The 21,762-nt window shown below is 54.6% G+C and carries 20 protein-coding genes; 16 read left to right on the top strand and 4 right to left on the bottom strand.

Features of this window, described 5'->3' with window-relative positions; genetic code table 11:
• Positions 1 to 13: 13 nt before the first annotated feature.
• Together ACR0NN_RS01340 and ACR0NN_RS01345 are read left to right on the top strand one after the other, a co-directional pair.
• Entirely contained in the window at positions 14 to 1,177 is a 1,164-nt protein-coding gene (locus tag ACR0NN_RS01340) for an RsmB/NOP family class I SAM-dependent RNA methyltransferase (protein ID WP_170718944.1), read from the top strand.
• Between the two features lie 103 nt (positions 1,178 to 1,280).
• Positions 1,281 to 3,572, top strand: coding sequence for an ATP-binding protein (locus tag ACR0NN_RS01345; protein ID WP_170718949.1), 2,292 nt, complete (start codon positions 1,281 to 1,283; stop codon positions 3,570 to 3,572).
• Between the two features lie 5 nt (positions 3,573 to 3,577).
• On the opposite strand, the gene ACR0NN_RS01350 is transcribed toward ACR0NN_RS01345, so the two are convergent.
• Positions 3,578 to 4,171 carry a gamma-glutamyl kinase gene (locus ACR0NN_RS01350; protein ID WP_480683746.1) on the bottom strand — a complete coding sequence of 198 codons (594 nt, stop codon included), beginning with the start codon at positions 4,169 to 4,171 and terminating at the stop codon, positions 3,578 to 3,580.
• A 190-nt stretch (positions 4,172 to 4,361) separates the two neighbouring features.
• Between ACR0NN_RS01350 and recA the strand changes: the two genes are divergently transcribed.
• From recA to ACR0NN_RS01375, 5 genes are all read left to right on the top strand, one after another.
• The gene (gene recA, locus ACR0NN_RS01355; RefSeq protein WP_170683765.1) at positions 4,362 to 5,426 is read left to right on the top strand and encodes a recombinase RecA; all 1,065 of its coding nucleotides are present in this window, start codon (positions 4,362 to 4,364) and stop codon (positions 5,424 to 5,426) included.
• A 179-nt stretch (positions 5,427 to 5,605) separates the two neighbouring features.
• Positions 5,606 to 8,278 carry an alanine--tRNA ligase gene (gene alaS / locus ACR0NN_RS01360; protein WP_170718954.1) on the top strand — a complete coding sequence of 891 codons (2,673 nt, stop codon included), beginning with the start codon at positions 5,606 to 5,608 and terminating at the stop codon, positions 8,276 to 8,278.
• 1 nt (position 8,279) lies between these two features.
• Positions 8,280 to 8,567, top strand: coding sequence for a DUF1330 domain-containing protein (locus ACR0NN_RS01365; RefSeq protein WP_170683767.1), 288 nt, complete (start codon positions 8,280 to 8,282; stop codon positions 8,565 to 8,567).
• A gap of 359 nt (positions 8,568 to 8,926) precedes the next feature.
• Positions 8,927 to 9,547 (top strand): transglutaminase-like cysteine peptidase, encoded by a 621-nt coding sequence (locus ACR0NN_RS01370; protein ID WP_170718956.1) that lies wholly within the window; start codon positions 8,927 to 8,929, stop codon positions 9,545 to 9,547.
• Between the two features lie 41 nt (positions 9,548 to 9,588).
• Complete coding sequence (locus ACR0NN_RS01375; RefSeq protein WP_170718535.1) at positions 9,589 to 10,149, top strand: hypothetical protein; 561 nt, start codon at positions 9,589 to 9,591, stop codon at positions 10,147 to 10,149.
• Between the two features lie 528 nt (positions 10,150 to 10,677).
• Here the strand turns inward: ACR0NN_RS01375 and typA are convergent.
• From typA to ACR0NN_RS01390, 3 genes are all read right to left on the bottom strand, one after another.
• Positions 10,678 to 12,495 (bottom strand): translational GTPase TypA, encoded by a 1,818-nt coding sequence (typA, locus tag ACR0NN_RS01380; protein ID WP_170718958.1) that lies wholly within the window; start codon positions 12,493 to 12,495, stop codon positions 10,678 to 10,680.
• Positions 12,496 to 12,976: 481 nt separating this feature from the next.
• On the bottom strand, positions 12,977 to 13,222 hold the full coding sequence (locus ACR0NN_RS01385; protein ID WP_170683771.1) for a hypothetical protein: 246 nt from the start codon (positions 13,220 to 13,222) through the stop codon (positions 12,977 to 12,979).
• Positions 13,222 to 13,875 carry an alpha/beta hydrolase gene (locus ACR0NN_RS01390; RefSeq protein ID WP_170683772.1) on the bottom strand — a complete coding sequence of 218 codons (654 nt, stop codon included), beginning with the start codon at positions 13,873 to 13,875 and terminating at the stop codon, positions 13,222 to 13,224. The genes ACR0NN_RS01385 and ACR0NN_RS01390 overlap by 1 nt, the downstream gene beginning before the upstream one ends.
• A gap of 179 nt (positions 13,876 to 14,054) precedes the next feature.
• Here ACR0NN_RS01390 and iscR point away from each other — a divergent pair, with 179 nt between their 5' ends.
• The 9 genes from iscR to ACR0NN_RS01435 are packed head-to-tail and all read left to right on the top strand — an operon-like array spanning position 14,055 to position 21,722.
• The gene (gene iscR / locus ACR0NN_RS01395; RefSeq protein WP_170683774.1) at positions 14,055 to 14,513 is read left to right on the top strand and encodes a Fe-S cluster assembly transcriptional regulator IscR; all 459 of its coding nucleotides are present in this window, start codon (positions 14,055 to 14,057) and stop codon (positions 14,511 to 14,513) included.
• Positions 14,514 to 14,567: 54 nt separating this feature from the next.
• Entirely contained in the window at positions 14,568 to 15,611 is a 1,044-nt protein-coding gene (locus ACR0NN_RS01400; protein WP_480683751.1) for a cysteine desulfurase family protein, read from the top strand.
• An 18-nt stretch (positions 15,612 to 15,629) separates the two neighbouring features.
• A complete protein-coding gene (sufB, locus tag ACR0NN_RS01405) occupies positions 15,630 to 17,150 on the top strand; it encodes a Fe-S cluster assembly protein SufB (RefSeq protein ID WP_170718963.1) in 1,521 nt (506 codons plus the stop codon).
• The gene (locus ACR0NN_RS01410; RefSeq protein ID WP_480683753.1) at positions 17,150 to 17,353 is read left to right on the top strand and encodes a hypothetical protein; all 204 of its coding nucleotides are present in this window, start codon (positions 17,150 to 17,152) and stop codon (positions 17,351 to 17,353) included. The genes sufB and ACR0NN_RS01410 overlap by 1 nt, the downstream gene beginning before the upstream one ends.
• A 51-nt stretch (positions 17,354 to 17,404) precedes the next feature.
• The gene (sufC, locus tag ACR0NN_RS01415; protein WP_170718967.1) at positions 17,405 to 18,160 is read left to right on the top strand and encodes a Fe-S cluster assembly ATPase SufC; all 756 of its coding nucleotides are present in this window, start codon (positions 17,405 to 17,407) and stop codon (positions 18,158 to 18,160) included.
• Complete coding sequence (gene sufD / locus ACR0NN_RS01420) at positions 18,160 to 19,440, top strand: Fe-S cluster assembly protein SufD (RefSeq protein ID WP_170718969.1); 1,281 nt, start codon at positions 18,160 to 18,162, stop codon at positions 19,438 to 19,440. The genes sufC and sufD overlap by 1 nt, the downstream gene beginning before the upstream one ends.
• Positions 19,440 to 19,925, top strand: a complete 486-nt coding sequence (locus ACR0NN_RS01425; protein ID WP_170718972.1) for a YIP1 family protein — start codon at positions 19,440 to 19,442, stop codon at positions 19,923 to 19,925. The genes sufD and ACR0NN_RS01425 overlap by 1 nt, the downstream gene beginning before the upstream one ends.
• Complete coding sequence (locus ACR0NN_RS01430) at positions 19,922 to 20,488, top strand: Yip1 family protein (protein ID WP_170718974.1); 567 nt, start codon at positions 19,922 to 19,924, stop codon at positions 20,486 to 20,488. Before ACR0NN_RS01425 ends, ACR0NN_RS01430 begins: the two co-directional genes overlap by 4 nt.
• Positions 20,489 to 20,501: 13 nt before the next feature.
• A complete protein-coding gene (locus ACR0NN_RS01435; RefSeq protein ID WP_170718976.1) occupies positions 20,502 to 21,722 on the top strand; it encodes a cysteine desulfurase in 1,221 nt (406 codons plus the stop codon).
• The last annotated feature ends 40 nt before the right edge of the window (positions 21,723 to 21,762 follow it).

A 21,762-nucleotide genomic window follows, 5' to 3' on the forward strand; every position in this document is an offset into this window, starting at 1 on the left:
AACGGATATTACAATGACACCTGCGGCTCGGGTTCAGGCTTCGATCGAGATTCTCGATGACATTCTTGCCGGTATGCCGGTAGAGAAAGCTTTGACAGGCTGGGCCAGGCGCAGCCGATTTGCGGGGTCCAAGGATCGCGCGGCAGTTCGCGATCATGTGTTTGATGCTCTGCGTTGTCGGCGATCCTACGCAGCGCTTGGAGGATCAGAGACCGGTCGTGGCCTGATGATCGGGGCCGCCCGATCCTCTTCGGTGGATCTGTCCACTATATTTTCGGGTGATCGCTTTGCACCTGCTGTGGTGACTGAGGCCGAGCATTCCAGGCCGTTTCAATCGGATGCAGAACGCCTGGATATACCTGAATGGCTGTGGCCTGAGTTTCAGAAGTCGTTGAAAGACGAGACCGAGCCTGCCGCAATTGCATTGAAATCACGTGCTCCAGTCCATCTGAGGGTCAATCTGCAGAAAACTGATCTGCCCATGGCCATCCAATGTTTGGCAGAAGAGGGCATCAAGGCACATCCACACTCGGCCTGTGTCACGGCTTTGGAGGTAACCGAAGGCGCACGCAAGATCGCGCAGAGCGGCGCCTATTCCGATGGGCTGGTCGAGTTGCAAGATGCAGCGAGTCAGGCGGTTGTTTCTGCGATAGACCTAAAGCCTGGAATGCGGGTTCTGGATTATTGCGCCGGCGGTGGTGGAAAAGCTCTGGCGTTGGCGGCTAGAGCCAAAGATATTCATGTCTTTGCGCATGATGCCAGCCCAGATCGAATGCGCGACTTACCCAATCGTACGACACGTGCGGGTGCAGAGATTTCCATACTGACCGCAGATCAGATCGCCGATCACGCGCCATTTGATGTTGTTCTGATCGATGTACCATGCTCAGGCAGTGGATCATGGCGCAGGGCCCCTGCAGGGAAATGGGCGCTGACGCCAGAGCGGTTGTGCGATCTATCGAAAACTCAGACCAGTATCCTCAATGTTGTTGCTCCGCTTATTGCCCCCAAAGGCGTGCTTGCCTATGCAACATGTTCGATGCTGAATTTGGAAAACAACAACATTATTGATGAATTTCTGACATTTGACAGGGACTGGAAGTGCACCTTTCGGAAATCGTGGCTGGTTTCACACGGGACCGACGGTTTTTACACAGCGCACTTGACGCGATCATAAAGTCTAAAGCACAACCATAAGCAGTTTATACCTCTGATCAATAAGCGGTGGTTAACCATTACCGGCCGATATTGCTCAGAAATTGTCATAACCTGGGCTGTTTATGTCTAATATTTCAGAATTTTTTCCTTCACGTTCAAGTGGCTGGAGGATTGATCGCGGTCGATATATCTCATTAATACTGATCGCAATATTGTTAAGCGCACTTCCTGTTTTCGGCGTTCTTCCCTCACAGTTAAATGCCGGAGTTGCGGCCGTCGGCATATCCTTTCTGGTAGTTGTAGCCATTGCATTGGCACGCGTTTGGTTCTTCAAACAGATCGAAGCGCAAACCCATGCGGCCATGGCAGCTTTTCTTGAACAGCAGGATGATGCTTGCATAATCACTGATCCAGTTGGTGAGATATTGGTCGCAAACACCAGCGCCAACGCGCGCCTGATCAAGAAATCTGGTTCACGATTTGACGTATGTCTTCGCACAGTATTTGCCAATCCATCTGCTGTGATACTGCGATTGCAGTCGCTTGCTGAAAAACACGGAGCAGCGGAAGAGGATATTGTAACGCGAGGACAGACAATCCCCGTTTGTGTATCACGCTTGAGTGGCGACCGTTTTTGTTGGCGCTTCAGACTGGATGCGCCAAAAATCTGGCGCAATGTTCAAATGCCTGTTGTGACAGTTGGGCGCAACAATGTTGTTCTCGACGCCAACGAGGCTGCGATCAAATTGTTTGGTCAATTGCCCGAAAGCCTCGAGCTTGGGCTGCAAGGTGATGGTGAGAGTGGGGGCAGTGTTGTACGATTCGGGTCAGGCGATGCTGAAAGAACCTTTGGTATCTCCACGCTTCGGCACAGTGGGATCGTGCGTGACGTACTTCTGACACCTTTTCCGCAACCTAAATCGTCGCCGGAGCCGACATCCTTCGCGGCGCTGCCGGTTCCAATCATGTGCCTGACACCCCAAGGCGTGGTTGGCGAAACAAATCGCCTCGCGGTCGATTTGGTTGGTGAAATCGAGCCGGGAACCTCGAATATCGAGAACATGATGCAAGGTCTTGGTTATCCGATCCGAGACTGGCTTGCGAACGCAGCCGAGCAAGGCGCAGCACCCCGGTCAGAGTTCCTGCGATTGGTGCGCGAAGACAAAGAGATATTTGTTCAGGTCACCTTGTCTCGGATACTCAAAGACGGTCAGGTCTGCCTGATCGCCGTATTGAACGATGCGACCGAGTTAAAAACGATGGAGGCACAGTTCGTTCAGGGCCAAAAGATGCAGGCGGTTGGGCAGTTGGCCGGCGGGGTCGCGCACGATTTCAACAATTTGCTGACCGCAATTTCAGGGCACTGCGATCTGTTGCTGTTACGCCATGACCAAGACGACCCGAATTACGGAGATTTGGTGCAAATCAACCAGAACGCCAATCGTGCGGCTGCGTTGGTCAGCCAATTGTTGGCCTTTTCGCGCAAGCAAACGCTCAGGCCCGAAGTTCTGGATCTGCGCGACACGATTTCCGACCTGATCCATCTTTTGAACCGTCTTGTGGGCGAGAAAGTACGCCTGACACTCAGCCATGATCCGGTGCTTAAATCTGTTTGTGCAGACAAGCGCCAGTTAGAGCAGGTTTTGATGAATCTCGTCGTCAACGCTCGCGATGCGATGCCAGAGGGTGGTGAGATTCGGATTGAGACCGAAGTGATAAACTTGGATCAGCCCATCTCGCGTGATCGGGCGACAGTACAGCCTGGTGAATACGTCACTGTTAAGGTCATCGACAGCGGCGTCGGAATCCCCGCGGATAAACTGCAGAAAGTATTCGAGCCGTTCTACACGACCAAACGCACTGGCGAAGGCACAGGGCTGGGTCTGTCTACTGTGTATGGGATCATCAAGCAGACCGGAGGTTTCATTTTTGTAGACAGCGTTCAGCACAAAGGAACCGAGTTTACGGTCCTGTTACCGGTGAGCGCCCGCATCCAAACGCCAGAACCTGAAAACCCTGAACCCCCTGAGGAACAAGGTTCGCGCCAAGGCGAAGGTGTTGTACTGTTGGTGGAAGATGAGGCTCCGGTACGCGCTTTCGCGACACGTGCCCTTCGGTTGAAAGGATATACCGTCCTCGAAGCTGAATCGGCAGAAGATGCACTGCAATTGCTGGACGATCCTGAGCTTGCAGTTGACGTGTTCGTAACAGATGTGGTCATGCCCGGAATGGACGGCCCAACATGGGTGCGCGAAGCAATGCATACGCGACCTGATGTGCGGGTGGTCTTTATGTCCGGATATACCGAAGGTGCATTTGGAGAATCTGGACCAGAGATCGAGAATTCCACCTTTTTGCCAAAGCCGTTTTCGCTAACCCAACTGACCGAAGCGGTATTTCAGCAAATAAACTGAAACCGCTACTCAGCGGAGTGATAAAGAGCAAATTCAGCGGCGTGCTTTGATTGAAAGCGGTGCAGGGTATGCTCGGATACATTCATCGGGCATTCGGGCGAGACATTTTCGCGCGGCAGAACGATCTCGCATTCCAATCGATTTTGCAGGAAGTCGAGGATTCCCTTATGATTGTCATATTTGAAAACATGCGTGACGCCCGCACCATTTTTACGCGGCTGTAGAAACTCGGTCTGACACCCCACATCAGCAAAAGCTGGGCGGGGGCTTTGCATATAGGCATTCAAGAACGCCTCAAAACTCAGGTCTTTTGTTGAATGTGCATGACCGGCCAATTCAGGGCGCGTCCGATATCGATACCAGCTACCAAGCCAATCGACGGGTTCACGCACGATCGCCACCACGTCCATCTCGGTATCGAACATCTTGCGAAACATGGTCTGAAAGAAGCGATCATAGCGGCGCATGTTCGCGTGTTTCAGGTCCGTGGGTCCTGATACTACAATATCCGCCCGGTCGCGCAGGGCGGTTTGATAGGCGGTGCTGCCGGTCTTCGGAACCGACAGAAGCGCGAGTCGCTTATCATAGAAAACAAGCATTTATCTTTTCTCTTCAACACCTTTCGTGTCTCAGATTGTCGTAAACGACTCTTTAACACAATTGCTGAAGAGTGGATTTCATAAGTTTTAGTTGAAATGTTCTCTTTTTGGTCCCATAAGGAACAAGAGGCGAACAAAGCAGCGATTGCCGCCCGATCAAGGGTGTGACAAAAGAGAAGGCGACAGGACAATGGCGGATCTTCTGACGATGAGCGACAAGAAAAACGCAGACAAGCAAAAGGCGCTCGACAGCGCGCTGGCACAGATCGAACGGCAGTTCGGTAAGGGCTCGATCATGAAGCTGGGCGAAGATGCCAAGCAGGATATCGATGCAAGCTCGACCGGGTCCTTGGGCTTGGATATTGCGCTGGGTATTGGCGGTCTGCCAATGGGGCGGATTGTTGAGATTTATGGGCCGGAAAGCTCCGGCAAAACCACTTTGACGCTGCATTGTATTGCAGAACAACAGAAACGTGGTGGTGTCTGTGCATTCGTGGACGCGGAGCATGCGCTTGATCCGCAATATGCGCGCAAACTGGGCGTTGATCTGGACGAGCTGCTGATCTCGCAGCCCGATACCGGTGAACAGGCTTTGGAGATTACCGATACGCTGGTGCGGTCGGGGGCTGTGAACATGGTCGTAGTTGACTCGGTTGCCGCATTGACGCCGAAATCCGAGCTGGAAGGCGACATGGGTGACAGCAGCGTGGGCGTTCAGGCGCGATTGATGAGCCAGGCCATGCGCAAGCTCACAGGTTCGATCAACCGGTCCAACTGTATGGTCATTTTCATCAACCAGATTCGGATGAAGATCGGCGTGATGTTCGGCAGCCCGGAAACCACGACCGGTGGTAACGCGCTGAAATTCTACAGCTCGGTTCGTTTGGATATCCGCCGCATTGGTGCGATCAAGGACCGTGACGAAGTTGTTGGCAACCAGACGCGGGTCAAGGTCGTAAAGAACAAAGTAGCACCGCCATTCAAGCAGGTTGAATTCGACATCATGTATGGCGAAGGCATCAGCAAGATGGGCGAGTTACTTGATCTGGGCGTCAAGGCAGGTGTGGTCGAAAAGTCGGGGTCGTGGTTCAGCTATGGGGATGAGCGGATCGGGCAGGGGCGCGAAAACGCCAAGCAATATCTGCGCGACAATAGCCGTGCGGCGCTAGAAATCGAAGACAAGATTCGTGCGGCACACGGGCTGGATTTCGAGATGCCTCCCGAAGCGGAAGAGGATGATATCCTCGAAGCTTAAAGAACGCTGACGGTGCCCGGGGAATTCCCGCCGGGCTCACCGAAGAGCTGAGAATACTTGGAACGGGGCGGTCCATCGGGGCCGCCTTGTTTCGTTTCGGGCGTGTCGCCTGTGGACACTCAGCAGGTGCGCGGCTAAACCAATGCGGACCAGAATGATAGCGCGCTGAGAGAGCCCAAATGCCCACGCTGAACGATATCCGCTCGACCTTCCTGAACTATTTCGCAAAGCAGGGCCACGAAGTGGTTGCCTCTAGCCCGCTGGTTCCACGCAACGATCCCACTTTGATGTTCGTGAATTCGGGCATGGTGCAGTTCAAGAACCTGTTCACCGGAGTTGAAACCCGCGATTACCAGCGCGCGACAACAGCGCAAAAATGTGTGCGCGCTGGCGGTAAGCACAATGATCTGGACAACGTGGGCTACACGGCGCGTCACCATACGTTCTTTGAAATGCTGGGGAACTTCTCGTTCGGCGACTACTTCAAGCCCGAAGCAATCCCCTTTGCTTGGGAGTTGATCACCAAAGAATTCGGGATCGACAAGAACCGTCTGTTGGCAACCGTTTACCACACCGATGACGAAGCTTTTGAAATCTGGAAAAAGGTTGGTGTGCCCGAAGACCGGATCATCCGCATCGCCACCAACGACAACTTCTGGCAAATGGGTCCGACCGGCCCGTGCGGCCCGTGTACCGAGATTTTCTATGACCACGGGGACCACATCTGGGGCGGACCTCCGGGTTCTGCCGAGGAAGATGGCGACCGCTTCATCGAAATCTGGAACATCGTTTTCATGCAGAACGAACAGTTCGAAGACGGCTCGATGGTCGAACTTGATATGCAGTCTATCGACACCGGCATGGGGCTAGAACGTATCGGCGCACTGCTTCAAGGCAGCCATGACAACTATGACACCGATCTGTTCAAAACGCTGATCGAGGCCTCAGCGGATGCGACCGGCGTTGATCCTTATGGTGATCAGAACGTGCATCATCGCGTAATCGCGGATCACTTGCGTTCGACTTCGTTCCTAATTGCAGATGGTGTGATGCCGTCGAATGACGGACGCGGATATGTCTTGCGCCGTATAATGCGTCGTGCGATGCGCCATGCGCATCTGTTGGGGGCCAAAGATCCTGTGATGCATCGTCTGGTCCCGACATTGGTGCAACTGATGGGCGCGCAGTATTCGGAGCTCGGACAAGCGCAGCCGCTGATCGAAGAGACGTTGCTGCTGGAAGAAACCCGGTTCAAACAAACCCTGGATCGCGGTTTGAAGCTGCTCGACGAGGAAGTCTCAGGCTTGCCCGAAGGTGATCCGCTGCCCGGCGACGCAGCATTCAAGCTCTACGATACCTACGGTTTTCCATTGGACCTGACACAGGATGCGTTGCGAGAAAAAGGCCGGACCGTTGACACCGATGGGTTTGATGCCGCTATGGCCGAGCAAAAGGCCAAGGCCCGGGCGGCTTGGGCCGGGTCTGGTGAATCTGCGGATCAGGTGGTTTGGTTCGATATTCTGGACGCAGCCGGGGCGACCGATTTTCTCGGTTATGATACCGAGAAGGCCGAGGGGCAGGTTGCCGCGCTTGTGGTTGATGGTGCTTTGGTCGACAAGATCGAGGTGGGAGGCACCGGTTGGATCGTGGTCAACCAGACTCCTTTCTATGGCGAAGCCGGCGGTCAGGTCGGTGACACAGGTGAAATCCGCCGTTTGGATGAGCGGAATGATGTCGCGCGTGTGGGTGACTCCAGAAAATTTGCGGACGGAAAAGTCTACGCCCACAGGGTCACGGTTGATCATGGAACGATCTCAAAAGGTGACTCGGTTGAGTTGGAAGTCGATCACGCACGTCGCACGGCCATTCGTGCAAACCATTCCGCGACACACCTTCTGCACGAAGCCCTGCGCGAGACTTTGGGCGATCACGTAGCGCAGCGAGGTTCATTGAACGCATCAGATCGTTTGCGGTTTGATTTCAGCCATTCCAAGGCCCTAAGCCCGGAAGAGATTAAGAAGGTTGAGCGCGAGGTGAACGCGTTCATCCGTCAGAACTCGACCGTGGAAACCCGTATCATGACTCCGGATGACGCCCGTGAACTGGGTGCCCAGGCTCTGTTCGGCGAGAAGTACGGTGACGAGGTGCGTGTGGTTTCGATGGGCAAAGCGCCGACTGGCAAGGGCCAGGATGGCGAAACATGGTCGATCGAGCTGTGCGGCGGCACCCATGTGCGCCAGACCGGTGACATCGGTACCTTCGTTGTGCTTGGGGACAGTGCCAGCAGCGCGGGCGTGCGGCGGATCGAGGCTCTGACCGGCGATGAGGCGTTCAACTATCTTTCAAAACAGGACCAACGGCTCACTTCAATAGCCTCAGAGCTGAAGGCGCAACCGGACGATGTTGTTTCTCGCGTGAAATCCCTGCTGGATGAACGCAAATCGCTGCAGAATGAGGTCGCACAATTGCGCCGCGATCTGGCTATGGCTGGGGGCGCCGGGCAGGGTGGCGGAACCGAGGCCCGCGATGTGAACGGTATCGCATTTTTTGCGCAATCGCTTTCGGGAGTGTCCGGAAAGGACCTGCCCGCCCTGATTGATGAGCACAAAAGCCGTTTGGGTACCGGAGCGGTCTTGCTGATTGCCGATACCGGTGGAAAGGCGGCCGTCGCTGCAGGTGTCACACCTGACCTGACAGACAAAGTGTCAGCTGTGGATCTGGTCCGCGCAGCGGTTGCGGAACTGGGCGGCAAAGGCGGCGGCGGGCGACCTGACATGGCGCAAGGCGGGGGCAAAGATGCCACGAATGCAGATGCTGCGATCAAGGCAGCCGAACAGGTACTAGGAGCATAATATGCCAGCACTTTGGATCGCACATGTCACAGTGACGGATGCCGACGCTTACGGGAAATACGCCGAACTCGCGGGGCCTGCAATCGCGGCGCATGGTGGAGAATTTATCGCTCGGGCAGCGCGCTACGTGCAGTTGGAAGGCAAAGAACGCCCCCGCAACGTGGTCGCACGTTTTCCAACACTTGAAGCGGCGGTGGAGTGTTATAACTCACCGGCCTACCAACAGGCGCTGGACCATGCCCGTGGAGCAAGTGAGCGCGAACTGGTTGTTGTCGAAATCAGCGACTGAGAGCCAAGCTGATTCTATCTAATATTGGCAAGTCTCAGCAGACGCCATCCAAACATCGGGCCTTTGAAATTTGCCTGTTGCCAATGCGGCAATATATTTTGTGCTCTGAATAGTTATGGAATTCAACGATCTAGCTTGTAGTCGTGAATTCCGAAGCACGTCTTGTCGCCCCAATTGTGGCATTGTGTGCCACTTTCTTGCGCGGAAATGGTCACGAAGAGTGACGAATTTCCGCCGCTTTTTCCGCTCAGCCTGAGATCCGATTGCGTGTGAACTACAGTTGACGGATATGATCCATAAACAGGCAAGGTTCTGATCCACGTTGATCGTCTAAATGGAATCGGCCTCGAGGTACAGGCATGCATATCTATGGCACAAGCTTAGACGCCTACAAAGAAATTGCCGTCAAGCTGGTTGGCGTTATCACCTTTGCAATTGCAATCAATGGATCGCCTTTGATTGGAAACGCTGCATCCGCAAATGAAACTGCATTCATAAAGGTGATTTCAGCGTCACCGCCTCCCTCGGGTGCCAAGCAGCTGTGCCGACAGTATTCATGGGCGTGTGCGAACAAAGGTGTAGTTTCACTTTCGAGTGCGCAAGAGTTGCAATTGGTGAAGAAAATTAATCGCCGCGTCAATGCTTCGACACGCGAAGTTACCGATCAATCTCAGTACAAAACACGTGAATTATGGGCGTTACCAACCTCCAGGGGCGGAGATTGCGAGGACTTCGCGCTACTTAAGAAACGTGACCTGATAAATGCTGGAATAAATCCACGAAAACTGTTGCTTGCTACAGTTCTGGATACAAAGCGAAGTGCACATGCGGTTCTGATATATCGTTCATCTCAAGGCGATGTGGTTTTGGACAATCTGACCAATAGAGTTAAGCCTTGGGCAGCTACCAACTATCTATTCTTAAGGATGCAAGACCCAAACCAACCCAAAAAATGGGTTGGTGTTTACGCCAGCAGCTGACAGATTTCATATAGAGAGCGCTAGTCTTTTTCGGTTTCTATTTGCTGAACCATCATTTGGTGGTTCAGCCTTTGCTTACCGATCGCCCCAAACTATTTTCTTTTGTTTTTACCCTTTTTTCCCTTTCCCTTTTTTCCTTTCCCTTTTCGACCCTTTGCTTTGGCCTCTTTATCTTTTTTGCCCTTCGCTTTGTCTCCTGGGCCTTTGCAGCCGCAGCCTGGGTTGTCGTCATCCCGGTCGTTGTCATCGCCACCATCGCCATCTTCGTCGCCGTCGTCATCACCGCCGCCATTGTCGTCGCCGCCGCCATTGTCGTCACCGCCGCCGTTGTCGTCTCCACCGCCATTGTCGTCACCGCCGCCATTGTCGTCACCGCCGCCATTGTCGTCACCGCCGCCGTTGTCGTCGCCACCGCCATTGTCGTCGCCGCCGCCGTTGTCGTCACCGCCGCCGTTGTCATCACCGCCGCCATTTTCACTGCTACCGCCGTCGCCACCAGTGGTGTTGTCGTTGCCGTCTGGATCGCTTGCGTCAGCCGTGTTGCGACTTACAATTCCATCGCTGTCCCGGTCTTCGCCTCTCGATGTTTGATTCGATATTGACGCTGTCGGGAAATCCGTCAGGAGTGTTGCGAATGCAGGGCAGTCGATTAGAGTACGTGAAAGGATTTCCTCGAAGTCTGCGCGTCTCTGGATGTATCGCAGCATGCGGGACGATACGACATCACACGCGCAAATAGTGTTGGAAGACACGGATTGTTTCGCCGTTTTAACGGTGCACATTTCCGAAGCATAGGTGGGAGCCGCCGATAACAACGGAAACGCTGCAGAACAAAAAACGATTGATAACAAACGGGAACGAACGCGCATATTGCGTCTCCTTGCAACTAGTTAACTCAGCACCATCGAACATGAAGCGCCTTACTCTTGCCACAGATACAACTCGAATACGCCTCAATAGCAAGTGACCAAGATCACAAAACTGAAAAATTTAATACAACTTAAGATGGAAAATTCCACGAAAACAGGTGCAAAAACAGCTACAGACACCCTGATCACATTTTGCACAAGTTTTCGGGATAGGCTCAAAACTGTCACAGTATTGGTATTGTTTCCAACGTCGCAACGCGTTCAAGCGGACCTTGCCATCCTCTTGCGCTCGTGCGGATCCAGGAAACGTTTGCGTAGGCGGATTGCGTTCGGTGTGACCTCGACCAACTCGTCATCATCAATATATGCGATGGCTTCTTCCAATGAGAATTGAATGTGGGGGGTCAGTCTAACGGCATCATCAGATCCGCTGGCACGCACGTTGGTCAGCTTCTTCCCTTTGAGCGGGTTTACCTCAAGATCGTTGTCGCGCGAATGTTCACCAATCACCATGCCCTGATAGACATCTGTCTGTGGGCCCACAAACATGCGGCCCCGTTCCTCAAGGTTCCACAACGCATAAGCGACCGCCTGACCGTTTTCCATCGAAATCAGAACGCCTGCACGCCGTCCAGGGATCTGTCCTTTGTGCGCCGCCCAGCCGTGGAACACACGGTTCAAGACGCCTGTGCCTCGTGTATCGGTCAGGAACTCGCCATGATAGCCAATCAGCCCGCGAGACGGCACATGGGCGATGATACGGGTCTTGCCAGCGCCTGCGGGGCGCATCTCGGCCAGTTCGCCTTTGCGCGCACCGGTAATCTTCTCGATGACAGCACCAGAATACTCGTCATCCACATCAATGGTGACTTCTTCGATAGGCTCAAGACGCTGGCCGTCTTCTTCACGGAACAAGACCTGCGGGCGCGAAATGCTAAGCTCAAACCCTTCGCGGCGCATGTTCTCGATCAAAACGCCCATCTGAAGTTCACCGCGGCCTGCGACCTCAAAGGCTTCACCGCCGGGGGTGTCGGTGATGCGGATTGCGACGTTTGATTCGGCCTCTTTCATCAGGCGGTCACGGATGACACGCGACTGGACTTTCTTACCGTCGCGACCTGCCAATGGGGAATCGTTGATGCCGAAGGTCACTGTAATGGTCGGCGGGTCGATCGGCTGTGCGGGCAAGGCTTCTTCGACCTGCGGGGCAACCAGCGAATCCGCGACGGTGGCTTTGCTCATGCCCGCGATGGTGACGATATCACCGGCTTCGGCCACGTCGATAGGTTGCTGCGCCAGACCGCGGAACGCGAGGATTTTTGATGCTCGGAAATTTTCGATCAATGATCCGTCGCGGCTAAGCGCCTTGAGGCTATCGCCCGCTTTCAACGTCCCACTCTCCACACGACCCGTCAGAATCCGCCCAATGAACGGATCACTGCCCAAGGTGGTGGCGAGCATCCGGAAGGGTTCGTCCTTTTTCTCGATCTGTTTGGGGGCAGGGACGTGATCGACGATCAGATCAAAGAGTGCGACCAAATCCTTGCGGGGGCCGTCGAGTTCCATATCAGCCCAGCCAGAACGGCCCGAGGCATACATGGCGGGGAAATCCAGCTGATCATCGTCCGCGCCAAGGTTGGCGAAAAGGTCAAAACATTCATCCAGCGCGCGGTCGGGTTCGGCGTCAGGCTTGTCGACCTTGTTCAGCACCACGATCGGGCGCAGACCCAAGGCCAGCGCCTTTGACGTCACGAATTTGGTCTGCGGCATCGGGCCTTCGGCTGCGTCCACCAGGAGCACAACGCCATCGACCATGCTAAGAATCCGTTCGACCTCGCCTCCGAAATCGGCGTGGCCGGGGGTGTCGACGATGTTGATGCGGGTGTCTTTCCATTCGACCGATGTGGCCTTGGCCAGAATGGTGATGCCGCGTTCGCGTTCCAGATCGTTGCTGTCCATGGCGCGCTCGGCCACGGCCTGATTTTCCCGGAACGCTCCGGATTGTTTGAGCAGCTCATCCACCAGGGTCGTTTTACCGTGGTCCACGTGAGCGATGATTGCGATATTGCGCAGGTCCATGAGAGGTCAGCCTTTGAACGGGAAGTTGCCGCGCGCATAACGCGATGGGAATAAATATACCAGCCCTATCCGCGGGGCGGTGGGCGGTTGTTGCTGAAAATACCTTGCTTGTCAGGGAAACGCGCATGCTTGTGCACGACCTAATCTCATCAGAGTACTTTGATGGGCCGGATTCCAAGCTAACTTTACCATAGGTCAGGTAAACCCGACTATTCGGGCCTTCGCTTTTGTGCTAGCTCAATAATTGTTTTTAGTTTGTTTTTAATGAGTTTGATACAATGACGACTTTTGCAAAATCGATCATTATCGTTTCGGCAATGATTGTGGCGTTGGGGTGGCTTGCAGACGGGGGGTCCGTCGACATTGATGCAGCCCAGAGTGTTGAGCGGTTATCGGGTTTTCCAGTTTAAGCGCCGACCGGACGATATTTCTGAAAAGGAGCTTTCGGGCTCCTTTTCTTTTTTAGCCACGAAAAAACAGGTCACTGTTTTTCGATCGCTTTCAGCTTAGAGCGATGCTCTGACAGCCGTTTTACCACGAATTGACGCGCCTTGCGTTCGGCCAACCGTACGCGGATTTCAGTCAAGAACGCTTCTTCCAGCGATTGCGAGGCCGCGCCGAGTACTTCACCAACCTCGACAAAAAAACGATCCTCGCCCGTCTCGTCCATAACCTTCATCGTGTCCTCGGCCAATCTGGCAGCGAGGGTGGTGATGGTATCGGACATCAGCGCGTATTCTCTGTCAGGCGGCGTTTTACGTAGTCCGTCACGTCAGTCATCAGAGTGTCCATGTGACGATCCTGGAAGAAGTGATCAGCACCTTCCACCTCATTATGGGTGATAGTGATGCCCTTCTGTTCGTGAAGCTTGCCGACCAGAGACGTCGTGTCCGCGGGTGGCGCAACGCGGTCAGAAGACCCGTTGATAATCAAACCTGAAGACGGGCAGGGTGCCAAGAACGAGAAGTCGTACATATTCGCAGGCGGCGAAACACTGATGAAACCGGTGATCTCAGGGCGACGCATCAGCAATTGCATCCCAATCCAGGCGCCGAACGAGAATCCAGCCACCCAGCAATGTTTCGAATTGTTGTTCATCGACTGAAGGTAATCCAGCGCCGAAGCCGCATCGCTCAACTCACCTACACCCTGATCATATTCGCCTTGACTGCGGCCAACACCGCGGAAGTTAAAGCGCAGAACCGTGAAGCCCATGTTGTAGAAGGCATAGTGAAGGTTATAGACCACCTTGTTGTTCATGGTCCCGCCAAACTGAGGATGCGGGTGAAGCACGATAGCGATCGGTGCGTCTTTTTCCTTTTGCGGGTGGTAGCGGCCTTCCAGGCGGCCTTCGGGTCCGGGAAAAATCACCTCGGGCATGTGTGCTTTGGTCCTGTTTTTTGACGCGTCGGCCCTGAGATTATCTTGACGGTAATCATCAGGTACCTTAGAACGGTTCTAATTACATTGTGTCGCGTGAAAACGCTGTCAGTGGGAGATACGCACTGGCTAAGGCGGCGTCAATGTTTTCGCGCGGTTCTTACCCAGGGGAATTGAAAATGAAGCTGTCGACCAAGGGACGTTATGCGATGGTTGCGCTGGCTGATATCGCGCTACAGTCCTCTGACAAGCTTGTCACATTGGGTGAGATTTCCGAGCGGCAGGATATTTCTCTGCCCTACCTCGAACAGCTTTTTGTCAAGCTGCGCCGGGCTGATCTGGTGGCTTCGGTGCGTGGGCCAGGTGGCGGATATCGCCTGGCGCGCCCCGCGTCCGACATTCGTGTTGTCGAAGTGCTGGCCGCCGTCGATGAGACGGTCGATGCGATGCACAAAGGGGCGGGTGCCTCTGGAGCCTCTTCGGGCAGTCAGGCGCAATCACTGACCAACCGGCTGTGGGAGAGTCTCAGCGCCAACGTGTATGTGTTTCTGCATCAGACGCGGCTCTCGGATGTGATCCGGAATGATTTGGCGCCGTGCCCGGCTGTGCCCAGCTTGTTTGCGGTCGTGGACGACTGATCTGATGAAGTTTCTTTGTGGCTCAACAATACGCACTTTGGAAAAGATACATCTATGAATCGGGTTTATCTTGACTATAACGCTACCGCCCCGCTGAGGGCTGAGGCCCGCGAGGCTATGATCGCGACCATGGATCTGGTGGGCAATCCGTCATCGGTCCATGCCGAAGGGCGCGCAGCAAAGGCAGTTGTTGAGAAAGCGCGCGCACAGATCGCAACCGCGTTTGGCGCGGACGGTGCTGACATCGTGTTTACATCCGGTGCGACAGAAGCGGCAGCTTTGGCCATGGCAGGGCGCGACCTTTCTGGTGCGACGATTGAACATGATGCGGTAAGAGCTTGGACCAATGAGGCTTTGCCAGTGTCTCAGTACGGAGCTGTATCGGTCTCGGACGCATCCCAGTCCACTTTGCAACTAGCGAATTCGGAAACCGGGATTGTTCAGAAGCTTCCAACGGGTCTTGCCATCACTGATGCAACTCAAGCTTTTGGAAAGCTACCAATCGCATTCAACTGGATGGGTGCCGAAATGGCGCTGATTTCGGCCCACAAGCTTGGCGGGCCAAAGGGTATCGGGGCGTTGGTGATGAAGCGCGGCACCGATCTTGCCGCGCAGATCAAAGGTGGCGGGCAGGAAATGGGTCGTCGGTCAGGTACGGAAAATGTCGTTGGAATTGCAGGGTTCGGGGCCGCAGCTCAAGCGGCGGCCAGCGATCTGGCGAATGGCGTTTGGGAAAAAGTAACAGAACTTAGAAATATTCTAGAAAACGCTCTTGAGGCTGGTTCGAAAGCTACTATTTTTGTCGGGAAAGGTCAGGAGCGGCTCCCAAACACCTTGTGCTTTGCCACGCCGGGCTGGAAGGGAGAGACCCAGGTCATGCAGATGGATCTGTCGGGTTTTGCGATAAGCGCGGGCTCGGCCTGTTCCAGCGGCAAGGTTCGCGCGAGTGCTGTGCTGACGGCCATGGGACTGGATGAGTTGACGGCAGCCAGCGCTATTCGCGTGTCGCTGGGGCCGGAGACAACGGAAGAAGATGTGCTGCGTTTCGCCGAGACGTGGCTGGAAAAAGAGAAAAAGCATCGCGCGCGCGCCGCGTGATCAGACGGAGGGTGAGTCATGGCCGCTTTGGACCAGACCCAGGTGAAAGAGGGTGTTGATCAGGAAACCGTAGATGCGGTTCGTGAGGTCAGCACCTACAAGTACGGCTGGGAAACAGATATCGAGATGGAGTATGCGCCCAAAGGCGTAAACCCCGATATCGTCCGTCTGATCTCGGACAAGAATGACGAGCCGGAATGGATGACCGAATGGCGTCTGGCCGCATTTGAGCGCTGGACCCAGATGGAAGAGCCCAAATGGGCGATGGTGCACTATCCGCCGATCGAATTTCAGGACCAGTATTACTATGCCCGTCCGAAATCGATGGAAGAAAAGCCAAAATCTTTGGATGAGGTCGACCCCAAGCTTCTCGCAACTTACGAAAAGCTCGGCATTCCCTTAAAAGAACAGATGATTCTTGCGGGCGTAGAGGGCGCCGAGGATGCGCCCGCAGAGGGTCGCAAGGTGGCGGTTGACGCCGTTTTTGACTCTGTTTCAGTTGGAACAACATTTCAGAAGGAACTGAAAGAGGCCGGCGTCATCTTCTGCTCGATCTCCGAAGCCATCCGCGAGCATCCAGAGCTGGTCAAGAAATACCTCGGTTCCGTTGTCCCGGTGTCCGACAATTTCTATGCGACGCTGAATTCGGCCGTGTTCTCGGATGGATCATTTGTCTACGTCCCGCCGGGCGTGCGTTGCCCGATGGAGCTGAGCACTTATTTTCGCATCAACGCGGAAAACACAGGTCAGTTCGAACGCACGCTGATCATCGCCGACAAGGGCTCTTACGTCTCGTATCTGGAAGGCTGCACAGCACCACAGCGCGACACCGCGCAGTTGCATGCTGCTGTAGTTGAGATCATCGTCGAAGAAGACGCCGAGGTGAAATATTCGACCGTTCAGAACTGGTTCCCCGGGGATGAGAATGGCAAGGGTGGTATCTACAACTTTGTGACCAAACGCGCCGATTGCCGGGGTGATCGGTCCAAGGTGATGTGGACTCAGGTGGAAACCGGTTCGGCCGTAACCTGGAAATACCCGTCTTGCATCCTGCGTGGTGACGACAGTCAGGGTGAGTTCTATTCGATTGCGATTGCCAACAACTATCAGCAGGCCGATACTGGCACCAAGATGATTCATCTGGGCAAGAACACCAAGTCGCGGATCGTGTCCAAAGGGATTAGCGCCGGGAAGGCGCAGAATACCTATCGCGGTCTGGTCTCGATGCACCCCAAGGCCAAGGACAGCCGGAACTACACCCAGTGTGACAGTTTGCTGATCGGTGATAAGTGCGGGGCGCATACGGTGCCGTATATCGAGGTCAAGAACAACTCATCTCGTGTCGAGCATGAGGCAACGACCTCGAAAGTGGATGACGATCAGCTGTTTTATTGCCGCCAACGTGGCATGGATGAGGAAGAAGCCGTGGCACTTGTTGTCAACGGGTTCTGCAAGGACGTCCTGCAGGCGCTGCCGATGGAGTTCGCCATGGAAGCGCAGCAGCTGGTGGCGATCAGCCTCGAAGGATCGGTTGGCTGATGACGCCCAGACTCCAACAGCGAATCCGAAAGGATGATGTGCTGACGGCGCTTGGCTATGCGCTGCCAGTGCTCGGCGGCTTGTTGGGGGTTGCCTACGTCAACACCAAATACATGGACTTTATTACCCCGGTCTGGGCCGTGGGCGCTGGTGCATTGCTTGGATGGATCATCGCTCGCGTTATCCGCAAGGCACTGGGATAGGAACTTATCGGGGCCACGCTGCGCCCCTTGCGAGATGCAAAAGGACAGAAAATGCTGGAAATCAACAACCTGCACGTCAAACTTGAGGAAGAAGACAAGCAAATCCTAAAAGGCGTCGACCTGACGGTTGAGCCCGGCAAGGTACACGCGATCATGGGACCAAACGGGTCGGGCAAGTCGACGCTCAGCTATGTCTTGTCTGGTCGCGATGGCTATGAGGTGACCGAAGGCGGCGCCGCGCTCGATGGCGAAGACTTGCTTGAGATGGAGCCGGAAGAGCGTGCTGCTGCGGGCGTATTTCTGGCCTTCCAGTACCCGGTGGAAATACCCGGTGTTGGCAACATGACATTCCTGCGGACCGCCGTGAACGCACAGCGCAAAGCGCGTGGTGAAGAAGAGCTTTCTGCTGCAGACTTTCTGAAAGAGGTGCGTGCGAAGGCGAAAGCGTTAAAAATCGACGCCGACATGCTGAAACGCCCGGTCAATGTGGGCTTCTCAGGCGGTGAGAAAAAGCGCAATGAAATCCTACAGATGGCGATGCTGGAGCCCAAGATGTGCATCCTTGACGAGACCGACTCGGGCCTCGACGTGGATGCGATGAAACTGGTGGCCGAAGGTGTGAATGCGCTGCGCGACGAAGGGCGCGGGTTCCTTGTGATTACGCACTATCAGCGCCTGTTGGATCACATCAAGCCGGATGTAGTTCATATCATGGCCGATGGGCGCATTGTGAAATCCGGTGGCCCTGAATTGGCGCTTGAAGTCGAAAACAACGGATATTCCGACATTCTGGCCGAGGTGAACTGATGGCTTTGCCCCAAGCAAAACAAACCGCAACCGAAGAACGGTTGTCGGCGCTGACAATGCCAGATGCAGGATGCACCCGCAAAGCGCGCGAGGCTGCAATCGCCCGCGTGCGCGAGATGGGGTTGCCAAGTCGTCGTGACGAGTATTGGAAATATACCCGACCCGACACATTGATCTCGGCTGAAGCTCCAACTGCGGCGTTATTCGACACGGATGAGCCGGCGATGTTTCACGCATTTGATCGGTTGCGGATCGTTTTCATCGATGGCGTCTTTAGCCCCGAAGAGTCCGACGACCTATCGCTTGAGGGTGTCACGATCGACCGGCTGGAAGACATTTGCTGCAAAGATATCCATTGGGCCAAAGAGTTATATGGTGTTCTTGAGGCAAAGGGTCAGTATCCGGTACCGCGTCCATTGGCGGCACTGAATACAGCCTTTGCATCAGATGGCGTTGCCATTCATGTGACTGGAAAGCCGAGCAAGCCGATCAATCTGGTTTACCGTCATGAATCAGAAACTTCGGATGCGATCCTGCACCACATTATTCGTGTAGAAAGCGACGCAGAGGTGACGATCCTCGAAAACGGGCCCGCGGCATCGCGGTTCAACAAATGCATGGAGATCGATATCGCTGACAACGGCACGTTGCATCACGTCCGCGCGCAGGGTCGGGATCACCAACGCCGCGCAGCAACTCATATGTTTACGCGCCTTGGAAAAGAATCTGTCTATAAGTCCTTCACCTTGACCGTGAACGGCGTTCTGACACGGAACGAGCAAGTGGTTGAGCTGACAGGAGATGACGCGGTTGCGCATGTGGCAGGTGCTTGTGTCGGAGATGGTGATTTTCACCACGACGACACGGTGTTTGTCACCCATGACGCGGTGAACTGTGAAAGCCGCCAAGTATTCAAGAAGGTCCTCCGCAATGGCGCGACGGGCGTGTTCCAAGGCAAGATCCTCGTCAAAGAGGGTGCTCAGAAAACCGATGGCTATCAGATTAGCCAATCGCTGCTTTTGGACGATGACAGTCAGTTCCTCGCCAAACCCGAACTTGAGATTTATGCCGATGATGTGGCTTGTTCGCACGGTTCGACCTCTGGCGCGATTGACGAGACGGCTTTGTTCTACCTGCGTTCGCGCGGTGTCCCAACTGCGGAAGCCACCGACATGTTGACACTGGCCTTTTTAGCTGAGGCTGTTGACGAAATCGAAGATGAGGACTTGGCCGCCGATATCGTGTCCCGTTTGCAAGATTGGCTGGCACGCCGCCGCTGATGCCTGTGACATCAGATATCGTGGCCACGTATCGCGGACCGGGGCGTGTTGTGCGTCGTCTGCTTGATATGGGCCCGCGCGAAGATCGGGCTCTGGCATTTGTGATGGCCTTTTGTGTTGTAGGTTTCATCGCACAATTGCCCGGGCTTGCGCGTCAGGCCCATCTTGAAGGGTTAGAGTTGAACATGCTGATGGGTGGGGCCTTGATGGGCTCTGTCTTCATCTTGCCGCTGTTCTTCTATTTGCTCGCCTGGCTTTCTTATTTTGGCGCTCGAATGGTCGGAGGCGGGGGCACCAGCTATGGCGCACGGCTGGCACTGTTCTGGGCGCTTCTTGCCTCAGCACCCTTGGTGCTGCTGAACGGGCTGGTGTCTGGCTTCATTGGCCCGGGTCCGGCGCAAACAGTTGCTGGTTTGTTATGGGTTGCGGTTTTCCTCTGGTTCTGGTTGTCGGGTCTCAGACAATCGCAAAAGGCTGCCAAATGAATACCACCGCGCTGCTCAATCTGGTCGTATTGACGCTGACGAACCCGGCAGAGGCAGCACGGCGATTGCTGGCGATGCAGCTTGGAACGGATGTTCTTTGGCTGACTTTCTCGCTTGCGGTTATTTTGAATGCACTGGTTCAGACCGCCTCGGGCTTTGTCATACCTCTCATCAGTCCGGACGTTCAGCAATTGGCCGAGCCATTGTCGCGGACGATTATCGTATCGGTAGCGGCGATCCTGATCAGTGTCGTGACGTTCCTTTTGGTGGGCCGCGTTTTGGGTGGTACCGGAACGTTCAACGAGTTCATGACCTTGATTGTCTGGTTGCAGATCCTACAGATTACGGGCCAGGCGATTATTCTGGTTTTGGTGGCGGCACTGCCGTTCTTGTTCTTGCCTGCGAGCCTGGCGATGTTGGCGCTAAGCCTTTACATCACTTTGCATTTTCTCAACGAAGCCCACCGGTTTGGCTCTTTGGGAAAGTCGTTTCTGGTGATCCTGTTGTCGGGCCTTGTCGCAATTCCCTTTGTCCTTTGGCTGATCCCTGCTGGATCCGTATAGAAAAGCCCTGCCTATGTATGATGTACAGAAAATTCGTGCCGACTTTCCGATCCTGTCTCGTGAGGTCAATGGTAAGCCGCTGACCTATCTTGATAACGGGGCGTCCGCACAGAAACCGCAAACTGTGATTGATGCGGTTACTCAGGCTTATGCGCACGAATATTCGAATGTGCATCGCGGGCTTCACTACCTTTCGAATCTTGCGACCGAAAAATATGAATCCGTCCGCGGTACCGTTGCGCGGTTTCTGGGCGTGTCGGATGAAGATGAGATTGTCTTGAATTCGGGCACTACCGAAGGGATCAATCTTGTCGCCTATGGTTGGGCAATGCCGCGCTTGCAGGCAGGGGATGAAATTGTCCTGAGTGTGATGGAGCACCACGCCAATATCGTGCCCTGGCATTTTCTACGTGAACGGCAAGGTGTGATCCTCAAATGGGTCGACGTTGATGCGACCGGGCATCTGGACCCCCAAGCGGTAATTGATGCGATCGGTCCAAAGACCAAGCTGGTGGCGGTGACGCATTGTTCGAACGTTTTGGGCACGGTGGTTGATGTCAAAACGATCACGCAAGGCGCGCATGCCAAGGGTGTTCCCGTTCTGGTGGATGGTAGCCAAGGCGCTGTTCATATGCCCGTTAATGTCGAAGATATCGGCTGCGACTTCTACGCCATAACCGGCCACAAATTATATGGTCCATCCGGGTCAGGTGCGATCTATATCAAATCAGACCGAATGGCCGAAATGCGCCCCTTCATCGGTGGCGGTGACATGATCAAAGAAGTGTCCAAACATCAGGTGATCTATAACGACCCACCAATGAAGTTTGAGGCAGGAACCCCCGGCATCGTTCAGACAATCGGTCTGGGCGTGGCGCTCGATTACATGATGGAACTGGGGATGGAGAACATTTCCTCTCATGAGGCTGGTTTGCGCGAATACGCGATGCAACGTTTGACCGGGTTGAACTGGTTGCAGGTTCAGGGAACGACGGCGAACAAGGCGGCGATCTTCAGCTTCACCTTGGATGGCGCAGGGCATGCCCATGATGTTTCGACTATTCTGGACAAGAAAGGCGTCGCCGTGCGCGCCGGTCATCATTGCGCGGGGCCTCTTATGGATCACCTGGGCGTCACTGCCACCTGTCGTGCAAGTTTCGGGCTGTATAATACGACGGATGAGGTCGACACGTTGATCGATGCGTTAGAGCTGGCTCACGATCTGTTTGCTTGATTCAATTGCGGATTTGCAGTTGCACCCGGATTGGAACGGG

This window comes from Ruegeria sp. BA2 (assembly GCF_056539605.1).